Consider the following 14,533-nt stretch of genomic DNA (forward strand, 5'->3'; position numbering starts at 1 on the left):
TCAATGGGCAACAGGATGGCGAAGGGAAACGTTGAACGCTCGTCGGACGAGCGCAAAGGGACCGGATTGCGTGCGCGCCTGTCCGGGCGGTCCGGCTCGCCGCGGCTGATGCGCGGTGTGGCCTGCTGGCTTGCGCTGCAAACTGCGCTGGCGACGCCGTTTGCCTCGGCAGCTGCGGCCGCGCAGGCGGACGTCACGGCTTCGGGCGCCGCCGGCGTCACGACGACGGCCGCGCCGGCCTTATCGGCGACCGCGGCGACCTCGGCGACCCCGCCGAACGCGGCCGCCGGTGGCGCCCCGGCGCGCGTCGCCACCGGCGTGGGCAACGTGCCCGCGCCGAGCCCCGCCGTGCCGTACGACCCGAACACGATCGCGCAGGCGCAACTCGCCACGCCGACACCCGCGCTTGCCGCGTCGTCGGTGAAAGCGCTGGGCATCAGAACCCCTACTACCGCCGAACCAGGCACCCTGGTGCCGGGCGGGCGCCGTCAGACGCTCACGTTCGCCGACCTCGGCGCGCTGGACCCGCTGCAATTGCGCGGCACCGACGGCCAGAACGGCGTCGCGTTCTCGGTGCGCGGCGACGAAGTGGTGACGGGCGCCATCCTGCATCTGGTGTACAGCTACTCGCCCGCGCTGCTTTCGAATCTCTCGCAACTGAAAGTGCTGGTGAACGGCGAGGTGGCGGCGACGCTTCCCGTGCCGCACGAACAGGCCGGCATCCTGGTGGCGCGCGACGTGTCGATCGATCCGCGCTTCATCACCGAATTCAATCACCTGAACGTGCAGCTGATCGGCCATTACACGACAAGCTGCGAAGACCCGGCGAACTCCGCGCTGTGGGCCACGGTCAGCAACGCGAGTTCGCTCGATCTGACCTACGCGTCGCTCGCGAGCAAACCGGATCTGGCCGCGCTGCCGCAACCGTTCTTCGACCGCCGCGACGTGCGGCGTCTGGAACTGCCGTTCGTGTTCCCGCAGAAGCCCGGTCCCGGCACGCTGGAAGCCGGCGGTATCGTCGCTTCGTGGTTCGGCGCGCTCGCCGGCTATCGCGGCGCGCTGTTCCCCGCGCAGCTGGATAACGCGCCGCTGTCGGGCAACGCCGTGGTGTTCGCGACCGACGACCAGCGCCCCGCCGGCGTCACGATTCCGGCCATCTCAGGCCCGACCATCGCCGTGGTGGACCGTGAAGCGCCCGCGCGCGGCAAGCTGCTGCTCGTGCTGGGCCGCACCGAGGCGGAACTGAAGACCGCCGCGAAATCGCTCGGCATCGGGCAGAACACGCTGACCGGTCCGAGCGCGACGATCACCCGCCTGAACGAACTCGCGCCGCGCGCGCCGTACGACGCGCCGAACTGGCTGCCGACCAATCGCGCCGTGCGTTTCGGCGAGCTGGCCGATGCGCGCGACCTGACCGTCTCCGGTTATGACGCCGACGCTGTCCACGTGAACCTGCGCGTGCCGCCCGATCTGTTCATGTGGCACACCAAAGGCGCGCCCATCGATCTGCGCTACCGTTACACCGTGCGTCCGAAGACGGACCGCTCGTCGCTCAATATCAGCGTGAACAATGGCTTTGTCGGCGCGATGCCGATTCCGGCGGAGACGGCTTCCGTGTTCGAACTGAGCCATTACTTCGCGCACGTATTGCCGGACAAAACCGCCGAAGCGAGCCGCATGGTCTACATTCCGCCGCTGCTGCTCACGCCGCGCACGCAGCTTCGCCTGCACTTCTTCTACGACATTCCGAACACCGGCGAATGCCACGGGCGTCTGCTGCAGAACGTAGTGGGCGCAATCGATCCGAATTCGACGATCGACCTCTCGTCGTTCCCGCACTACATGGCGCTGCCCGATCTGGCGGCGTTCGCCAACAGCGGCTTTCCGTTCACGCGCATGGCGGACCTCTCCGAGACCGCCGTGATCCTGCCGAACGACGCCGATTCGAGTGACTACAGCCTGTATCTGCTGACCATGGGCCGCATGGGCGCGTCCACGGGTTATCCGGCGACCGGCGTGACCGTCGGCACTGCCGACGACGCCGACAGGTACGCCAGCAAGGACCTGCTGATTCTCGGCGCGCCGGGCAAGCAGCCGTTGCTGCAACGCTGGTCCGCGTCCATGCCGTTTTCGAGCGACGGCGACTCCCGCACGTTCCAGGTGTCGGACATCGTGTTCAAGCTCGAAGACTGGTGGCACGGCGAACGCGGTGTCGAACGCACGCCCGCGCGGGCGGACCTGACGCTCGTGAGTTCGAACGGCGACGCGCTGCTGACCGGCTTCGAATCGCCGTTGCAGAAGAACCGCAGCGCGGTGGCGCTGGTGAGCGCGGCCGGCCAGTCCGACGCGGACCTTTCCGCCGCTTTGCTCGACGCCGACGTGCTGCCGCAGATTCAAGGCGCGATGGCGGTGATTCACGGCCGCACCGTCACCATCACGTCGAACGGCGAAGCGTATTACGTCGGCCATCTGTCGCCGCAAGAGTATCTGCGCTGGGCGCTGTCGTCGCATCCGCTGCTGCTGATGCTGGGCGGCGTGCTCGCGGCGCTGATCATCGCGGGCCTGTTCTACCGGACGCTGCGCTCGATTGCCGCGCGTCGCCTGAGGGACTAATAGGATCGATATGCGGGTTCGAATCAACCGGAACATCACCAGAAAAACAGCCGTGGCGCTGATGCTGGGACTGCTGGCTTCCACGGGTTTCGCAAGCGTCATGAAAGTCGCGCAGAGTGGCGCCGCAGCCGGCGCATGCGGCGAATGGAGCGGCTATCGCACGTTCGTCGAACGCTTCGTCCAGGCCGACGGCCGCGTGATCGATTACTCGACGCCGACCCAGCAAACCACGTCCGAAGGCCAGTCGTACGGCCTCTTCTTCGCGCTCGTCGCGAACGATCGCGCCACGTTCGACCGGCTGCTGAACTGGACCCGCACCAATCTCGCGGGCAACCAGTTCGATACGCAAAACCTGCGCTTGCCGTCATGGCAATGGGGCAGAAAGCCGGACGGCTCGTTTGGCGTGCTCGACCCGAACTCCGCGTCCGACTCCGATCTGTGGATTGCCTACGACCTGCTGCAGGCGGGCCGTCTGTGGCACGAAGCCAGTTATACGCAACTCGGCGAGGCGCTCGCCGCGCAGATCGCACGCCAGGAAACGACTACGCTGCCAGGCGTGGGCCCGATGCTGCTGCCCGGACCGCAAGGCTTCAGGGAAGGCAGCGTCACGCGGCTGAACCCGAGCTATCTGCCGCTGCCGGTGCTGCGCTCGCTCGCGCACGAAGCGCCGGGCGGACCGTGGGCGAAGCTTGCCGACAGCGCGTACAGGCTGATCAAAACCACCGCGCCGCAAGGTTTCTCGCCTGACTGGGCCGCATTCCAGAACGGCCAGTTCGTGGTCGATCCGAAGAACGGCGACGTGGGCAGTTACGACGCCATTCGCGTGTATCTGTGGGCCGGCCTGACGTCGGCCGCCGATCCGCTCGCCAGACCGTGGCTCGCGTCGCTCGGCGGCATGCGCGCGAGGGTCGCGCAGACCGGCGTTCCGCCCGAGAAAGTCTCCTCCACGTCGGGCTCGGCAAGCGGCGAGGGTCCGTTGAGCTACTGGGGCGCGCTCGCGCCGTACTTCAAGTCGCTCGGCGACGAACACGGCCTCGGTCTCGCGCGCACGCATCTCGCCGCGCTCGACGCCAATGTGCCGGGCCGCGAACCGGTTTATTACGATCGTGTGCTGGGCCTGTTCGGCACGGGTTTCATCGACGGCCGCTATCGTTTCGACGAAGCAGGCCGCCTCGTGCCGAGCTGGAGGAATGCATGCGACTGAACGCTCTTGCGTTGTCCCTGCGCTTCGCGCTGAGCGTCACCGCCGCGTGCTGCGTCGCGACGGTGTCGCCGGATGCGCTTGCGCAGGCTTCGAAAGATCCGCTGAACGTGCTGATCGATCAGGGCAAGTACTGGCAGTCGCACCAGCGCGGCGACCTCGCCGAACAGGCGTGGCTCAAGGTGCTGCGTATCGATCCGAAGCAGCCCGACGCGCTATTCGGCATGGGCATGGTGCTCGCCGACCGCAAGGACGGTGCGGGCGCGCAGCAGTATCTGGCGCGCCTGAAGGCGGCCGCGCCGAACTATCCGAATATGGATGAACTCGGCCGCCGTCTCGGCGAATCGAGCGAGCGCGACCAGACCGTGAACGACGCGCGGCGGCTTGCACAAAGCGGCCAGAGCGCGAGCGCGGTGCAGGAATATCAGCGCGCGCTCGTCGGCAAGCCGGCCACGCCGGAATTGCAGCTCGAATACTACCAGGCGCTCTCCGCGACGCCGCAAGGCTGGGATCAGGCGCGCCGCGGACTCGAACAGCTGGCGCGTGACAATCCCGACGACCCGCGCTATGCGCTGGCTTACGCACAGCATCTGACGTATCGCGATGTGACGCGGCGCGACGGCATCGCGCGTCTGCAAAAGCTGGCGGGCGACAGCAACGTGGGCGCGTCCGCGAAGAAAAGCTGGCGTCAGGCGTTGTTGTGGCTCGACGCGCGGCCTTCGGACAACGCGCTTTACCAGGCCTATCTGCAGACCGCGCCGGACGACGCCGCGGTGAAAGCGCGCTTCGACTCGATGGTGCAGCAGGACGCGGCGGCACGCGAGCGTGCGCAGCAGAACTCGGCGGTCGACGCGCGCGGCCGGGTGATCGCGGACGGCTTCGCAGCGCTCGATCGCAACGACAGCGCCACCGCGCGCGCGAAGTTTGCGTCCGTGCTCGCCAACAGTCCGAACGACGCCGATGCGCTCGGCGGCATGGGTATCGCCGCGTTGAAGCAGGAGCATTTCGCCGAAGCCCGCAACTATCTGGAACGCGCGTCGCGCAACGGCAATCCGGCACGCTGGAAAACCGCGCTGGATAGCGCGACCTACTGGACCTACACGAGCGACGCGATCGGCGCGCGCAGCAATGGTGAATTCGCGAAAGCAAAGTCGCTATTCGAACGCGCGATCGCGCTGAATCCGTCCGACGTCACCGCGCAGGTGCTGCTCGGCGAAATGCTGCTGTCCAGTAACGACCCGGTCGGCGCCGAGCAGGCGTACCGGATGGCGCTGCGCCGCCAGGCCGACAACCCCGATGCGATTCGCGGGCTCGTCGGCGCGCTTGCCGCGCAAGGCCGCGGCGACGAAGCATTGCAGTTCGCCAATCAGCTGAACACCGAACAGCAGTCGAAGGCTGGCGGCATCAACCGTCTGCGAGGCGAGGCACAGGCCGCGCAGGCGCGCGCCGCCGAGGCGCGCGGCGATCTCGGCAGCGCGCGCAGTCTTTTCGAGGACGCGCTGCTCAACACGCCGGACGACCCGTGGCTGCGGCTGGACCTCGCGCGCATTTACGTGCGGCAGGGCGCGGTCGCGAATGCGCGCAGCATGATGGACGGCCTGCTCGCCGCGCATCCCGACATGACCGACGCGTTGTATGCGAGCGCGTTGCTGTCGGCGGAAACGCAGGACTGGGGCGCGGGTCTGGCCCAACTCGACCGGATTCCCGTCGCGCAGCGCACCGACGCGATGACCGTCTTGCAGCATCGTCTGTGGGTACATCAGCAAGCTGATCTCGCCACGCGCATGGCGAAGGCCGGGCAGCCGCAGCAGGCGCTCGCCACGCTGCACGCCGCCGAACCGGTGGCCGGCACGAGCCCCGAACTGATCGGCGTGCTCGCCGCCGCTTACCAGCAGGCCGGCGACCCGACCCGCGCGCTCGGTCTCGTGCGCAGCGCGATGAATGCCGCGCCGGGCAACACCGACCTGCTGCTGCAATACGCGGGTATCCTGTCCGCCACGCAACAGGAAACCGAACTCGGCATGGTGATGCGCCGGCTCGCGTCGATGCCACTGACGCCGCAACAGCGCACCGACTTCGGCAACCTGAATCTCGGCATCGTCATCAAGCAGTGCGACGTAGTGCGTCAACGCGGCGACCTGGCCAGCGCTTACGACGTGATCGCGCCGTGGCTCGCGGCGATGCCCGACAATCCCGATCTGCAAGCCGCGCTCGGCCGCCTCTACTCGAGCGCCGGCGACGACCGCAATGCGCTCGTCAGCTACCGCACGGCGCTGCAACGCAAGCCCGACGACCTGGCGCTGATCCAGGCGGCGATTCCCGCCGCCGTCGGCGCCAAACAGTTCGGCTATGCGGAGACGCTCGCGAAACAGGCGCTCGCTGCCGCACCCGGCGATCCGGGCGTGCTCGCCACGGTGGGCCGCATGTATCGCGCCGAGGGCAAGCTGTCGCTCGCGGCGACCTATCTGCAGCGCTCGCTCGTTGCGGCCAATACGCCGCTGATGGCCAATGCGCAGCGCAGCGGCTCCGCGAGCAACGTGCCGCGCGGCTGGGAAGCGGCGATGAGCCGGATCGGCGCGACGCCGCTGCCGGGCACCAACCCCTTCGAAGGCAAAACCGCTACCGTCACGGCAACCGACGCCGACAACGCCGCATTCGCCGGCGGCAGTTCCAACGCCGCGCGCGCTTCGCTTCCGTATTCGCAATCCTCCTTGCCGTCACAGACCGTGCCGAACTTTCCGCCGCCCTCGCAGCCCGCGCCTTACGTCGCTCCGTACAGCGCGCCCGCGCAGCCTTACTCGCCGAGCGGCGCACCGTCCGCGATGCCGTACAACGCGGCGCCTGCCGTCAATACCGGCGGCTATGGGCAGGAGAGCTATGGTTCCAGCCAGTCGGGCGCGCCGCTGCAGCCTTATCCGGGGCAAAGGCAGGCGCAATATCAGCAGCCGATGCAACAGGCGCCGCAACAGGCTTATTACGCGGCCGGTCCGCAGCAGGGCCAGTATCCGCAGCAGGCGCCTTATCCTCAGCAGCAGCCGTATCAGCAACCCTACGGCGCTCCGGATGGCTACGCGGCGACGCCGTGGCCAATGTCGCCTGCTGCGCGCGAAGCGCAGGCCAACGCCGGTTCCATGCAGCCCTACGCCACGTCGGAATCGGCCGCGCGGCGCGCCAGTAGCAAGAAGTCAGGCACGTCGAAGAACACCTCAGGTTCGCGGACTTACACGCAGCAGCCCTACCCTCAGCAGCAACAGCAGCAACAGCAGCCGCGCTACGCGCAGCAGCAGCCATATCAACCGTATCCGCAGCAGCAGCCGTATGCAAATCAGGGCTATGCGCAACAGCCTTATCAGCCGTACCCGCCGCAGCAGCCGTACGCGAATCAGGGCTATGCCGGCCAGCAGCAACAGCAGCCTTACATCCCTCAACCGCCTGCCGGTTACGCGCAGGCGTATTACCCGCAGACGCCCGGTGCTAACGGCGGCGGCAACTATGCGCAAGCCAACGTGGCGAATGCGCAAACACTTGGCGTGGCGGAAGAACTGGCGCAGGTCAATCGCGAGCAATCGAGCACCGTGTCGGGCGGCGTGGTATTCCGCAACCGTTCGGGCGAAGACGGCCTGTCGTCCGTCACCGATATCGAAGCGCCGATCCAGGGGCGCATCAAGGCGGGCAATGGTCACGTGATCGTGACGGCCACGCCGGTCACGCTCGACGCCGGCAGCGCGGCTGGCAACGTATCGACGCTCGCGCGTTTCGGCGCGGGGCTGTCTAACGCCGCATCGGCGCAGGCAGCGAAAGCGGGCACCAACAACTATGGCAGCCAGACCGCGAACGGCGTCGGCCTGTCGGTCGGCTATGAAGGACGCGGACTAAGCGCTGATGTCGGCGTGACGCCGATCGGCTTTCGCCAAACGAACATTGTCGGCGGCGCACAGTACAACGGCGCGATCACCGACAAGGTGTCGTACTCGCTGGCGGTTGCACGCCGCGCGGTGACGGACAGCCTGCTTTCCTATGCGGGTGCCCGCGACGCGGCGTCCGGCCTCGAGTGGGGCGGCGTGACGTCCAACGGCGGGCTGGGCAGCCTCGCCTGGGACGACGGCACGAACGGTCTGTACGTCAACGCCGCCTATCAGCACTACATGGGCACGAACGTCCAGAGCAACGACGCGTTCAAAGGCGGCGGCGGTGTCTATACGCGCCTGCTGAAGGACGCCGACCAGACGCTCACGGTCGGCGTGAACACCACGTGGATGCATTACACGGACAACCTGTCGTACTTCACGTACGGCCAGGGCGGCTACTTCAGTCCACAACAGTATGTGATCCTGAATCTGCCGGTCGAATGGTCGGGCCGCAACGGCGCGTTCACGTATGACGTGAAGGCCTCGATCGGCGTGCAGCATTACCGTCAGGATTCATCTAACTACTTTCCGCGCGACCCCGGCCTGCAAAGTGCGGCGGCATTTCAGGCCAGTTCCGTCGGCAACGGGGTGGACAGCAACGCGGTATACCCGGGCCAGAGCAAGACCGGCGTGTCGTATTCGATCAGCGCAGTCGGCGAATACCAGCTTGCGCCGCAACTTGCGTTCGGGGCGACGGCTTCGCTCGGCAATGCTTACGAATATCGTGAATGGCTCGCTGCCGTGTACCTGCGCTACAGTTTCACCAAACAGACCGGCGCGCAGCCGTTCCCGCCCGCGCCGCTCAGTTCGCCGTATCTGTCGTTGTCGAATTGATCGACGCTCTCCCGTGCACCGGCGGCGTCTGACCTTCACGCCGCCGGACGATCAGTCAAGCATCACGCTGCAGCCCGCTCCGTCGCATACCGGCGGCAGTGCTCCAGATAGCCCGCCTCGTGGCTGCTCACCAGTTCCACGATACTTTTCCAGAGCCAGCCAGGCGCATCGAGCGTCTTCGAACGATTCTTGCGCAACTCGGACAGCCACGCCTTGCGCCCTGCTCCGTCCATCTGCCGCGCATGCGCCTTGCCCACCACCAGCGCGAGAAAGCGCGCGGCCTTCATTGCTTCTTCCGGGGTCAGTTGCTCGATCGTCAGTTTCATGTCCTGCGGCAGCAGTTCACGGATGACCACTGCACGATCGTCGAGGCGGGCCGCGCGCATCCGGTCGCCGAGCGACGGCGACAGATGCCGCGCGCCTTCCACCACGCGCTCCGCGTTATCGCGCGGCATCCGCACACCCGCGTAACGCGGTGCGGCGGCCTGCACCGCCTCCTTGATATCCATCAGACACAGGTCGTCGCCATCCAGCGCGGCTCCGTCGACATCGAGCAGCACCGCATATCTCAGCCGTCCGAGCGAACTGCAACCCTTCACCCAGTAGGCGGCGTCAATAACATCGACGTGCGCATCGTCGCCCGCGCCGCGCAGCATCGTCGCGAGGCGCGCGAGCGACCCCTTCTCGAACAGCGTCTCGATCTCGCGCCGCTCGCTTTTCGCGAGCGGCCAGAAACGCGCGCCGAGCGGAATACTCGGCTTGATGTCCTCGATGCGCTCCTCCGCGAGATGCCGCCATGAACGGCGCACGGCCTCCTTCATCACGAGGCGCACGACCTCGGGCTTTTCCGCGTGAATATCGGCGTCGCCGGCGGATTCGTCGAATGCGCGTTCGTAGCCATCCGACAGCGCTTCCATCATCCGCACGGTCATCACACCTGGCAGATCGGAGCCCCGTGCCGCGACGGCGAGCGACAGACCGAGACGGATCAGGTCGTGCGCGGGATTGCCGATCACGGTCTGATCCAGATCGCGAATCTGGATTTCGACGCGCCCATGCGCGTCCGCAACCGGGCCGAGGTTGCCGGTATGGCAGTCGCCGCAAATCCAGATTGCCGGCCCTTCAGGCAACGCGTGGCTCTCCATCCCGTCGAGCCACTCATAGAACTTGCTGGTATTGCCGCGCACATACGCATGCGCGGAGCGCGCCATGCGTGCATTGCGGCGCGAGATCAGGTACGACTGGCGCGCGTCGGGTTTGGGGAGCTTGCTGATCGAATTCTTCTTGGGCATGTCGGCTTTCTTTATGGTTTGTGCGAGTGCAGCACGACTAGCATGAACCGCGCCTGGCCCACCGGATCAATAGGTTATCAGCCGGATAAACTTCCGAGCCAGCGCTTCGCGATCTTCGAGGAAACCCGCATGCCTGCGCGCGCCCCGTCATTGGAGCGCTCCGGTGGCCTACAATTGTCGCTGCCGCGCGTGCTCGAGTGCCGACCCGCGGCACACGGCTGATGCCTCGTCCCGCCTCCTGCTGATCGTTTCTGCGTTCGCGCGCGCCGGCAGAGTAGGGACATTTTCATTGACGTGATCTCCTGGAGCGCAACATGCCCTTTCCGGCACAAGATCATGGCTGCCCCGGCTGGCGCGGCGAGATGGCGCAGCGCATCAGCACGTTCGACTGGGCCGCCACGAGCCTCGGCGCGGTCGAACACTGGCCACGCAGTCTGACCGCCACCGTGCAGATGATGCTGGCTTCGCCCGTGCCGCTCGTGCTGCTGTGGGACACACCCGGCTACATGATCTATAACGACGCCTATTCGGTCTTCGCCGGCGGGCGTCATCCCTTTCTGCTCGGACGCCCCGTGGAAAGCGGCTGGCCGGAGGTGGCCGACTTCAATCGCCACGTCATGACCACGTGCCTTGCGGGCGGCACGCTGTCGTATCGCGACAAGGAACTGGTGCTGCTGCGTGAAGGCCGCCCCGAAGACGTGTGGATGGACCTCTACTACAGCCCCGTGCCGGATGACAGCGGCGCGCCCGCCGGCGTGATCGCAATGGTCGTGGAAACCACGGCGCGCGTCCTCACCGAGCGCTGGCGGCAACGGGCGGAGGCCGAATTGCAGGAAACCAACGAGCGTCTGCAACTCGCGCTGAACACCGGCGCGGTGCTGGGCACGTGGGTGCTGGACGTGCGTACCGGGCGCGTCAGCGGCGACGAGCGTTTTGCGCGCACCTTTTCCTTTGCGGTCGAGGAGGCCGCGAAAGGTGTCGACCGGAACGACGCCGTGCAGATGGTCCATCCGGACGACCGGGCGCTCAACGAGGAGCGCACCGTCGAAGCGATGCGCACTGGTCAGCCGTTTCGCGCCGAATACCGGATTCGCCGGCCCGACGGCGAATATCTGTGGGTACAGGCCAACGGCCGCTGCGAGTTCGACGAACATGGCGAGCCAACCCGCTTTCCCGGCGTGCTGATCGACGTGCACGAACGCAAGATGGCCGAGCAGTCGCTCAGACAGTTGACGGAAACGCTCGAACAGCGGGTCGCCGATGCACTCGCCGCACGCGCGTTCGCCGAAGAGCAGTTGCGCCAGGCGCAGAAAATGGAAGCGATCGGCAGCCTGACGGGCGGCGTTGCGCATGACTTCAACAACGTGCTGCAGGTCATCAACGGCAATCTGCAGATGCTCGCCGCCGACGCCGGCGACAGTCCGGCCACGCTGCGCCGCCTGTCCGCCGCCACCGACGCCGTCAAACGCGGCGCGAAACTCGCCGCGCATCTGCTTGCGTTCGCGCGCCGCCAGCCGCTTTCGCCGACCGTGCTCAATCCCCGCCGGCTTCTGGCCGGCATGAGCGAGATGCTGCGTCGTGCGCTCGGCGAAACCATCCGGATCGACACGCTGCTCAGCGACGATCTGTGGAACGTGCAGGCCGACCGCAACCAGTTGGAGAACGCGCTCCTCAATCTCGCGATCAACGCGCGCGACGCCATGCAGGCCGACGGCACGCTCACCGTGCGCGCCGGAAACCGCGTGCTCGACGCAGCGTTCTGCCATGACAAGCCCGAACTGTCGCCCGGCGCATACGTCGTGTTCTCGGTGACGGACACCGGCACCGGCATGGCGCCGGACGTGCTGCGACGCGTGTTCGAACCGTTCTTCACGACGAAGCCCGACGGCCACGGCACCGGCCTTGGTCTGAGCATGGTGTTCGGCTTCGCGCGGCAAAGCGGCGGCCACACCGTAATCGAGAGCGAGCCGGGGCGCGGCACGACCGTCTCGCTGTTCTTCCCGCGCTGCGACGAGCCGGAAACCCCCGAGGCGATGGACGACACCGCCGCGCCCGCGGGCGGCGGGGAAACGGTCCTCGTGGTCGAAGACGACGCAGACGTGCGGCTGACCGCTGTCGAAATGCTCGCGCAACTCGGCTACCGCATATTGACCGCATCGAGCGGCGATGCGGCAATCGAGTTCATCGACAGCGACGTGCCGATCGACCTGCTGTTTACCGATGTCGTCATGCCGGGCAAGATCAAGAGCGTCGAACTCGCGCGGCGCGCTGCCGCACGTACGCCGCCAGTGCCGACGCTTTTTACGTCCGGCTATACGCGCGACGAAATCGTTCACCACGGCAAGCTCGACGCGGGCATCACGTTGCTGTCGAAGCCATATCGTCGCGACGATCTCGCGCGCAAGGTGCGGGGCGTGCTGCGCACGGGCGTGGTCGATGTGAGCGGGAAAGACGGCGGTGCGAATGCACAGACTGCCGCCTGCGCGCCGGCTCGCGTGCTGCTGGTCGAAGACGATCCCGATTCGCGCGACGCGTTTAACGACCTGCTGGGCGCGCTCGGTCTCGACTGCACCGCTGTCGCAAGCGCGGAAGCCGCGCTGCCGCTTCTGCCCGCGCATCGCTACGACATCCTCTTTACGGATCTCACGCTGCCCGGCATGTCGGGCGACCAACTGGCGCGCGCCGCACTGCGCGAGCAACCGTCGATCCGCGTGTTGCTGGTCTCCGGCTACGGTCGCGGCGCGCAACTCGGCGCGTCGATTCCCAACGTGCGCGTGCTCGGCAAGCCGCTCGACATCGCCCAGTTGCGCAGCGAACTCGCACCGTGGATCGACCAGACCGAGGCCGCGTCCTGACGCGGCGTGCGCCGACCACCCCACGCAAAACTCATGGATATCCGCTGCGGCACCGCTGGCTGGACCGACAAGACACTGATTGCATGCAAGCGCTTCTATCCGCGCGGCTGCAGCAGCGCGGAGGCGCGGCTGCGCCATTACGCGTCGCAGTTTCCGCTAGTGGAGGTCGATTCGTCGTACTACGCGATGCCGTCAGCGAGCAACGCTCAGCTATGGACCGAGCGCACGCCCGCCGGCTTCACGTTCAACTTCAAGGCGTTTCGCCTGTTCACCGGGCATCAGACATCGCCGCAGGCATTGCCGCCCGACATCGCGATGGCGTTGCCGCAGGGCATGACCGGTCCGCGCAAGAAGAATGTGTATTACCGCGACATGCCCGGCGAGATTCGCGACGAGCTATGGCGGCGCTATCTCGAAGCGCTCGAACCGCTACGCGCGAGTGGCCGGCTTGGCGCGGTGCTGTTCCAGTTCGCGCCGTGGATCATGCGCGCGCCGGACGGCCTCGCGCTCGTCGAAGAATGCCGGGCGCGCATGGTGGGCTATCTGATCGCCGCGGAGTTTCGCAACCAGTCCTGGTTCGCCGAAGAACACGCCGCCTGGACGCTCGCCTTCCTGCGCGAGCACCGGATCGTGCATGTGATCGTCGACGCGCCGCCGGACGTGACCCGTCGCGTTCACACCGTGTGGGAAGCGACGCATCCGGAACTGGCGCTCGTGCGCCTGCACGGCCGCAATACCCAGACGTGGAATGCGACCGGCGCGGCGAGCGCCGCAGAACGCTTCGATTACGACTACAACGACGCCGAGCTGACCGAACTCGCTGAACCGATACGTGCGATTGCAACGCGCGTGGGCCGCACTCATGTGATCTTCAACAACTGCTTCGAGGATCAGGGGCAGCGCAACGCGCGCAGTTTGATCAGCATCCTGGAAGCGGGAGCCGCACCGCTTCTTTTTTAACCTGGCAGGCGGATGCAATGCCTGCTGGCCATACGGCACCCTCTTTTCCTGCCGCCGGCGCTAATGCGGCTTATATTGGTGTTACGGTTGCGCTCCCGCGGTGCGGGCACGCCCTGGTATGATGCTGATCGCGGTTTGCGCAGTGTGCGCACCGTTCGCTGTGTCATTCACGCAGTCATTTTTCATCGCGAGACCATCATGTCTGCCCCACACGACGACGTCCCTACACCCAGTGCCACCGATGCTGCCGCGGGCAAGGCGAAACGCAAGGTCATGCCGATTTCAGTGCGCAATCTGCTGATGGTTGCGGTCGGCGTCATCGTGTTCGCGATCGTGTCGTTCGTGGTGCTCTACAAACCTATTACGTATGGCGACGAAATCCCGAACTTCGGCATCATCCTGATGCTGACGGTGCCGGTGATCGCGGGCGTGGCGTTTCGCGTGGGACTGGACGCCTGGTTTGAGCGAGGCTGAACATTGCGCAGCCCTCGTCGCGCAAGAAGGCTGAGGATTGCCCGTTGTGCTGACGAATACTGGTCAACCCTGAGGAACGGATTGCACGAGCCAATCCGCTTTTGCATCATTGGACAACCGGCGATGCGGCACACGTCTACTCGTCCACTCCATTTCATGTGGCGCAGACGGCGTCTGCATGCGGCGACCCGGGATCGGCGGGAAGAACCAGGCGGCTATCGAGGCTAACAACGAGGCAAACATCGAGGCAAACATCGAGCCGCGCCGGTCAACCGCGGCGCGCTTGTTCAAGTCCGAATCGGCCGGTACATCACGTGGAATTGTCATCGGATAGTTACCATCGCGCGGAATGATGCTTGCTGAACAGCAAGAACACATGCTGGCGCCACAGCGCGC

At 66.3% G+C, this 14,533-nt stretch carries 7 protein-coding genes; 6 read left to right on the top strand and 1 reads right to left on the bottom strand.

The features are described from left to right. The first annotated feature begins 3 nt into the window (after nucleotides 1-3). The 3 genes from bcsB to AAGS40_RS21680 are packed head-to-tail and all read left to right on the top strand — an operon-like array spanning nucleotide 4 to nucleotide 8,556. The gene (bcsB, locus tag AAGS40_RS21670) at nucleotides 4-2,613 is read left to right on the top strand and encodes a cellulose biosynthesis cyclic di-GMP-binding regulatory protein BcsB (protein ID WP_345814889.1); all 2,610 of its coding nucleotides are present in this window, start codon (nucleotides 4-6) and stop codon (nucleotides 2,611-2,613) included. A 10-nt stretch (nucleotides 2,614-2,623) separates the two neighbouring features. Then, on the top strand, nucleotides 2,624-3,817 hold the full coding sequence (gene bcsZ / locus AAGS40_RS21675; protein ID WP_345814891.1) for a cellulose synthase complex periplasmic endoglucanase BcsZ: 1,194 nt from the start codon (nucleotides 2,624-2,626) through the stop codon (nucleotides 3,815-3,817). Further along, nucleotides 3,808-8,556 (top strand): cellulose synthase subunit BcsC-related outer membrane protein, encoded by a 4,749-nt coding sequence (locus AAGS40_RS21680; RefSeq protein WP_345814892.1) that lies wholly within the window; start codon nucleotides 3,808-3,810, stop codon nucleotides 8,554-8,556. Before bcsZ ends, AAGS40_RS21680 begins: the two co-directional genes overlap by 10 nt. A 62-nt stretch (nucleotides 8,557-8,618) precedes the next feature. Here the strand turns inward: AAGS40_RS21680 and AAGS40_RS21685 are convergent, their stop codons facing one another. Next, nucleotides 8,619-9,848, bottom strand: a complete 1,230-nt coding sequence (locus AAGS40_RS21685) for a DUF2252 domain-containing protein (protein ID WP_345814893.1) — start codon at nucleotides 9,846-9,848, stop codon at nucleotides 8,619-8,621. Between the two features lie 314 nt (nucleotides 9,849-10,162). Between AAGS40_RS21685 and AAGS40_RS21690 the strand changes: the two genes are divergently transcribed. From AAGS40_RS21690 to AAGS40_RS21700, 3 genes are all read left to right on the top strand, one after another. Further along, a complete protein-coding gene (locus AAGS40_RS21690) occupies nucleotides 10,163-12,703 on the top strand; it encodes a response regulator (RefSeq protein ID WP_345814894.1) in 2,541 nt (846 codons plus the stop codon). Nucleotides 12,704-12,736: 33 nt separating this feature from the next. Beyond that, nucleotides 12,737-13,663: a DUF72 domain-containing protein gene (locus tag AAGS40_RS21695; RefSeq protein ID WP_345814895.1), complete on the top strand. Its 927-nt coding sequence runs from the start codon at nucleotides 12,737-12,739 to the stop codon at nucleotides 13,661-13,663. Between the two features lie 198 nt (nucleotides 13,664-13,861). After that, nucleotides 13,862-14,137 (top strand): hypothetical protein, encoded by a 276-nt coding sequence (locus AAGS40_RS21700; RefSeq protein ID WP_345814896.1) that lies wholly within the window; start codon nucleotides 13,862-13,864, stop codon nucleotides 14,135-14,137. Nucleotides 14,138-14,533 lie beyond the last annotated feature (396 nt).

The sequence above is a fragment of the Paraburkholderia sp. PREW-6R genome (genome assembly GCF_039621805.1).
Lineage (GTDB): Bacteria > Pseudomonadota > Gammaproteobacteria > Burkholderiales > Burkholderiaceae > Paraburkholderia.

Coding starts and splice junctions, on each gene's coding strand:
- AAGS40_RS21680 (WP_345814892.1), top strand. CDS start 3,808: ATGCGACTGAACGCTCTTGCGTTGTCCCTGCGCTTCGCGCTGAGCGTC.
- bcsZ (WP_345814891.1), top strand. CDS start 2,624: ATGCGGGTTCGAATCAACCGGAACATCACCAGAAAAACAGCCGTGGCG.
- AAGS40_RS21685 (WP_345814893.1), bottom strand. CDS start 9,848: ATGCCCAAGAAGAATTCGATCAGCAAGCTCCCCAAACCCGACGCGCGC.
- AAGS40_RS21690 (WP_345814894.1), top strand. CDS start 10,163: ATGCCCTTTCCGGCACAAGATCATGGCTGCCCCGGCTGGCGCGGCGAG.
- bcsB (WP_345814889.1), top strand. CDS start 4: ATGGGCAACAGGATGGCGAAGGGAAACGTTGAACGCTCGTCGGACGAG.
- AAGS40_RS21695 (WP_345814895.1), top strand. CDS start 12,737: ATGGATATCCGCTGCGGCACCGCTGGCTGGACCGACAAGACACTGATT.
- AAGS40_RS21700 (WP_345814896.1), top strand. CDS start 13,862: ATGTCTGCCCCACACGACGACGTCCCTACACCCAGTGCCACCGATGCT.